Origin of the sequence: uncultured Maricaulis sp. (assembly GCF_905480005.1) — a bacterium.
GTDB lineage: Bacteria > Pseudomonadota > Alphaproteobacteria > Caulobacterales > Maricaulaceae > Maricaulis.
This window is the reverse complement of sequence record NZ_CAJQOO010000120.1, coordinates 1-4,352: the sequence shown is the minus strand read 5'-3', so window position 1 is coordinate 4,352 and position 4,352 is coordinate 1. Positions and strand designations below refer to the sequence as shown.

Genomic DNA, 4,352 nt, shown 5'->3' with positions numbered 1-4,352 from the left:
GTGTCGCGGTGTTCGGCTTCGATATTGGTGATCGGCGCTCCCAGGAGTCGCGTCGGGACCATGGCGATGTCGGTCGTGACGAGCACGAAGTCCCGGCCCTCAATACCCAGAACCGGCATCAGCCGGTCGATCGCATCTTGCCGCCCGCTCTCCACCGGTAACAGCGGGATGCCGACCCGGCTCTCCAGATCGCTCAGCAGGCCGGACTGGACATCGACCAGCCAGGATGCCGGGCGGCCTGTCGGTCGGTAGACGTCAAAACGCGCCATCTAGTCTTGGCTCGGCTCATTCGGCTCGTCGGGCTGCGCCCACCAGGGCGTGCCGAGCAGTGGACCCTCCCGCGCGATCCGCTCGTTGTGCGCCTTGATCCCCTCGCGGTTTTCGTCCAGCCAGCGGCGGCCCTTTTCCGCGCGGATGGCAGCCTCGATGCCGGCTTCGGCGGCACGGGAGGTGTTGAGACCGAGGGCCCTGGCTTCGGCCATGACATCCTCGCGGACGGTGAGGTTGGTGCGCTTGCGGCGTTCGGATGTGGGATAGTGCTGTTCGGACATTGAGCCGCTCCAGTGTGTGTATGACTATACACACCTTTGGGGTTGTCTGAAATCACAATTGGTCACCGGGTCTGCCAGACTCCATGCCCCGCTTGCCATGGCCGATATCTTCAGCTACTAGCCCCGCTCCTGAGTTTATATGAGCTGCGTGCGGGGCAACGTAATCCCGTTGCGCGGCGGTCAAGAGAAAGCCGGACCGATGAAAAAGGATACCCATCCCGATTATCACATCGTGAATGTTGTGATGACCGACGGAAGCACCTTCCAGACCAAGTCCACCTGGGGCAAGGAAGGCGATACGATCAATCTCGACATCGATCCGACGTCGCACCCGGCCTGGACCGGCGGCAACCAGCACCTGCTGGACCGCGGCGGCCGCGTTTCGCGCTTCAAGGACAAGTTCAAGGGCTTCGCGTAAGCTTCCGAACGTCCTTCGCGACACAAGAAAAGGCCCGCTCTTTTTGGAGCGGGCCTTTTTCTGTCTGGTGATCGGGGCAGTGACGCGTCAGCGCTGGCCGAAGGCGCCGCGCAGCATGGCCAGTTGGTCAGCGACGGGATTGGCGTCGGCCTCGATCACGCCATCGACATAGAGATTGTCGTCAATCCGCTTCAGCCGGTCATAGAGCGAGCGTGAGCGATGGACCAGGTCGGCCAGAATGGCCGGTGGTGTTTCGCCTTCCGGCCAGAGATTCTCGCTCGGACGATCCGCGGCCAGGCGATACTTGCCGTCGGTCGCGTGTTCGGCCTCCATTTCACCCTCGGCCACCGCGCGTTGGGCCAGCAGCCAGGAGGCCGCCTGCATTAGGCGGGTGGTGAGTTTCATGCTCTCGGTCGCGTAGGACAGGGCGCCGGCTCGATCGAGCGTCTTGGAGTCGTCGCGCCCCGGACCATCGAGATAGCTGGCCGTCTCTTCAACCAGGTCCATGCCCTCGCGGAAGAGTTTCTGGAACATCTCCGAGGCGGCAAAGTCCTGGGCCCGCGCGGCAGGCGCGCCGCCGGCGGGAAAAAGGGTCGGTGTGTGACTATCGGTCATTACGCGTCCATTCAGGCGTCGATCACGGATTACAAGCGAATCGTAGCAAGGCTCGCGCCAGTCTGACCAAAGAGTTTGATCAAAGTTTAAACACGGCGTCCGCAGCGTTCAGGCCAGCCTTCTTTTTTTCAGTGATATCGTCGATCCGTCGGATCTCCGCTTCCAGCAGGGTCCGGCGCTCGGCCAGATCGTCAAGCGACAGCGCGCTCAGATCCTCGCCCGGGATGATCCCCTGTTTGGCGCGCTGGCTTGCGATGCTTTCCTCATCATGGAACATGGGTCGGCCTCCACATCTGGTTGAGGGGCTCAACATAGCGCCATGGAAGGCAAAGTCCCATGACCGAATCTGCCCGGAACCGCATCGTGATCGCCCGAGAACCCGGTGGGCCTGACGTTTTGGACGTGGTGTCACGGCCTGTCCCGACACCGGCCCCGGGAGAAATCCGCATCCGCAATATTACGCGCGGCATCAATCGTCCCGACCAGATCGAGCGTCTGGGTTTCTACCCGGCGCCTGCCGGTGCGCCGGAAGGCCTGGGGCTGGAAGTCTCCGGGCATGTCGACGCGCTGGGCGAGGGCGTGGACGGGTTTGCGATCGGTGATCCGGTGTGCGCCCTGGTCGCTGGCGGCGGCTATGCGGACTGGTCTGTCGCACCGGCCGGCTCGGTCCTGCCGGTACCAGACGGGGTCAGCGTGGCCGACGCTGCGGGTCTGCCCGAGACGGTTTTCACGGTCTGGACGAATGTGTTCGAGATCGGCGCCTTGTCGCACGGTGAAACATTTCTGGTTCACGGCGGCACAAGCGGGATCGGCTCGACCGCAATCCAGATGGCCAAGGCTGCGGGCGCGCGCGTCATCGCGACTGCCGGCACCGCGGAAAAGGTCGCCCTGTGCGAGGCACTGGGCGCGGATATCGCGATCAATTACCGGACAGCTGACTTCGAGGCTGTGGTCAATGAGGCCGGAGGGGCCGATGTTATCCTCGACATGGTCGGCGGGAGCTATGTCCAGAAAAACATCAATTGCGCCCGTATGAGTGGACGGATCGTCTCCATCGCCTTTCTCACAGGCAGCCGCGTCGAGCTCGATCTGATGCGGGTCATGCTCAAGCGGTTGACGCTGACGGGTTCGACCCTGCGCGCCCGTCCGCTCGAGGAGAAGGCCCGACTCGCCGCCGCAGTGCGCCAGACGGTCTGGCCCTGGATCGCCAGTGGACAGCTTGCCCCGGTCATTGACAGCCGCTTTGCCCTGGAAGATGTGCGCGCCGCTCATGCGCGTCTGGACTCGGGCGCCCATGCTGGAAAAATTCTTCTCACGGACTGAATTGTGCGCAGGGTCCCGCTTTCCACGGCCCGGCGTCTGCGTTATATAAGGCACAAATCGCTGGATGGTGCAGATCTTGCCGCCAGCGTCGGAAGCCCAAGCCCGGCCGCCGCGTCGGGCTTTTTTTGTTTTTCTGCCCTGTTTGCCATTCCCCTGGGAGCTGAGACCATGACCGAGATCCTGATGCCGAAAGCCACGGCTGTCTGGCTCGTCGACAACACCTCGCTGACCTTCGATCAGATCGCCGATTTCTGCGGTCTGCATCCGCTGGAAGTGAAGGGCATCGCCGATGGCGACGTCGCCGTAGGCGTGCGCGGCGCCGATCCGATTTCCAACGGTCAGCTGACCCGCGAAGAGATCGAGAAAGCCGAGAATACGGACACGTATCGCATGACGGTCGTGAAGCCGAAATATTCCGAGCTTCACCAGCCGGCCAAGCGCCGTGGCCCGCGTTATACCCCGCTCTCGCGTCGCCAGAACCGTCCTGACGCAATTGCCTGGCTTGTCCGCAATCACCCGGAACTGGCCGACGCCCAGATCTCCAAGCTGATCGGCACGACCAAGACGACCATCCAGGCCGTGCGCGAGCGCAGCCACTGGAATTCGTCCAACATCAAGCCGACCGATCCGGTGTCGCTGGGGCTGTGCACCCAGATCGACCTGGATGAGCAGGTCAAGAAAGCGTCTTCGCGCCGCCGCAAGCTCGAGGAAGAAAATCCGGAGCTGCTGACCGACACGCTCAAGGCCCAGGAAGACCTGCACCAGGCTGAAGAAAAGCCGGTCCAGGAAGCCGAGATCGACCTGGAAACCCTGTTCGGTGGCAACAAGTCCGAATAGCCGGTTTCAAACCCGTCACGAAAAAGGCCTGGAACCCACTGGTTCCAGGCCTTTTTTATGTCCATCGCCTGTTGGCGCCGGATCAGCCCTTGGGGACGGTGTAGTTCATCGCGAGGCGACCACCATCGGCGTAAATGGTCGTGCCGGTGATGTAGCTGGCATCCTTCGAGGCGAGGAAGGAGGCGACCGAGGCAATCTCGTCCGGGTCACCGATCCGCTGCAGCGGGGTGCGCGACATGATCTTGTCCATTGCCTCGGGATTGTCATTCACGGCCTTGAGGACATCGGTATTGATGCTGCCCGGGCCGATCGCGTTGACCCGAATGCCGTATTTGGCAAGACCGAGGGCCATGGACTTGGTCATCTGGTTGATAGCGCCCTTGGTGGCGCAATAGGCAAGTTGGTCCGGGATCGCCATCACGCCATTGACCGAGGACATGTTCACGATGGCATAGCGGCGGCGCACGTCTTCGGCGCGCTCGCCATCTTCCTCGATCTGGTCGACCATCTGGCGGGCGGCCTCGCGCGCGACCAGGAAGGCGCCGCGCAGATTGACGCCCATCACCTTGTCGAAATCGGCTTCGGAGAGGTCGAGAATATTGCCGCCT

At 62.5% G+C, this 4,352-nt stretch carries 8 protein-coding genes; 3 read left to right on the top strand and 5 right to left on the bottom strand.

The annotated features are described in order from the left end of the window. Both QZ266_RS10480 and QZ266_RS10475 read right to left on the bottom strand, forming a co-directional pair. The coding region (locus QZ266_RS10480; protein ID WP_295694911.1) for a CcdB family protein at nt 1-269 on the bottom strand (269 nt) is incomplete at its 3' end. Next, entirely contained in the window at nt 270-551 is a 282-nt protein-coding gene (locus QZ266_RS10475; RefSeq protein ID WP_295694909.1) for a type II toxin-antitoxin system CcdA family antitoxin, read from the bottom strand. A 199-nt stretch (nt 552-750) separates the two neighbouring features. Here QZ266_RS10475 and rpmE point away from each other — a divergent pair, with 199 nt between their 5' ends. Next, a complete protein-coding gene (gene rpmE / locus QZ266_RS10470) occupies nt 751-969 on the top strand; it encodes a 50S ribosomal protein L31 (RefSeq protein ID WP_295694907.1) in 219 nt (72 codons plus the stop codon). An 87-nt stretch (nt 970-1,056) separates the two neighbouring features. Here rpmE and QZ266_RS10465 read toward each other — a convergent pair whose 3' ends face one another. Together QZ266_RS10465 and QZ266_RS10460 are read right to left on the bottom strand one after the other, a co-directional pair. Further along, nucleotides 1,057-1,584 carry a DUF1465 family protein gene (locus QZ266_RS10465; RefSeq protein WP_295694905.1) on the bottom strand — a complete coding sequence of 176 codons (528 nt, stop codon included), beginning with the start codon at nt 1,582-1,584 and terminating at the stop codon, nt 1,057-1,059. Between the two features lie 79 nt (nt 1,585-1,663). Further along, on the bottom strand, nt 1,664-1,861 hold the full coding sequence (locus tag QZ266_RS10460; protein WP_295694903.1) for a DUF1192 domain-containing protein: 198 nt from the start codon (nt 1,859-1,861) through the stop codon (nt 1,664-1,666). A 59-nt stretch (nt 1,862-1,920) separates the two neighbouring features. On the opposite strand from QZ266_RS10460, the gene QZ266_RS10455 reads away from it, so the two are divergent. Together QZ266_RS10455 and QZ266_RS10450 are read left to right on the top strand one after the other, a co-directional pair. Next, nucleotides 1,921-2,907: an NAD(P)H-quinone oxidoreductase gene (locus QZ266_RS10455; RefSeq protein ID WP_295694901.1), complete on the top strand. Its 987-nt coding sequence runs from the start codon at nt 1,921-1,923 to the stop codon at nt 2,905-2,907. A gap of 168 nt (nt 2,908-3,075) precedes the next feature. Then, nucleotides 3,076-3,744, top strand: coding sequence for a DUF1013 domain-containing protein (locus tag QZ266_RS10450; protein WP_295694899.1), 669 nt, complete (start codon nt 3,076-3,078; stop codon nt 3,742-3,744). An 82-nt stretch (nt 3,745-3,826) separates the two neighbouring features. Here the strand turns inward: QZ266_RS10450 and QZ266_RS10445 are convergent. After that, the coding region (locus QZ266_RS10445) for an SDR family NAD(P)-dependent oxidoreductase (protein ID WP_295694897.1) at nt 3,827-4,352 on the bottom strand (526 nt) is incomplete at its 5' end.

Excerpts from the sequence above, each read along its gene's own strand:
- QZ266_RS10450 (WP_295694899.1), top strand. The coding sequence starts at position 3,076 with ATGACCGAGATCCTGATGCCGAAAGCCACGGCTGTCTGGCTCGTCGAC.
- QZ266_RS10465 (WP_295694905.1), bottom strand. The coding sequence starts at position 1,584 with ATGACCGATAGTCACACACCGACCCTTTTTCCCGCCGGCGGCGCGCCT.
- QZ266_RS10475 (WP_295694909.1), bottom strand. The coding sequence starts at position 551 with ATGTCCGAACAGCACTATCCCACATCCGAACGCCGCAAGCGCACCAAC.
- QZ266_RS10460 (WP_295694903.1), bottom strand. The coding sequence starts at position 1,861 with ATGTTCCATGATGAGGAAAGCATCGCAAGCCAGCGCGCCAAACAGGGG.
- QZ266_RS10455 (WP_295694901.1), top strand. The coding sequence starts at position 1,921 with ATGACCGAATCTGCCCGGAACCGCATCGTGATCGCCCGAGAACCCGGT.
- rpmE (WP_295694907.1), top strand. The coding sequence starts at position 751 with ATGAAAAAGGATACCCATCCCGATTATCACATCGTGAATGTTGTGATG.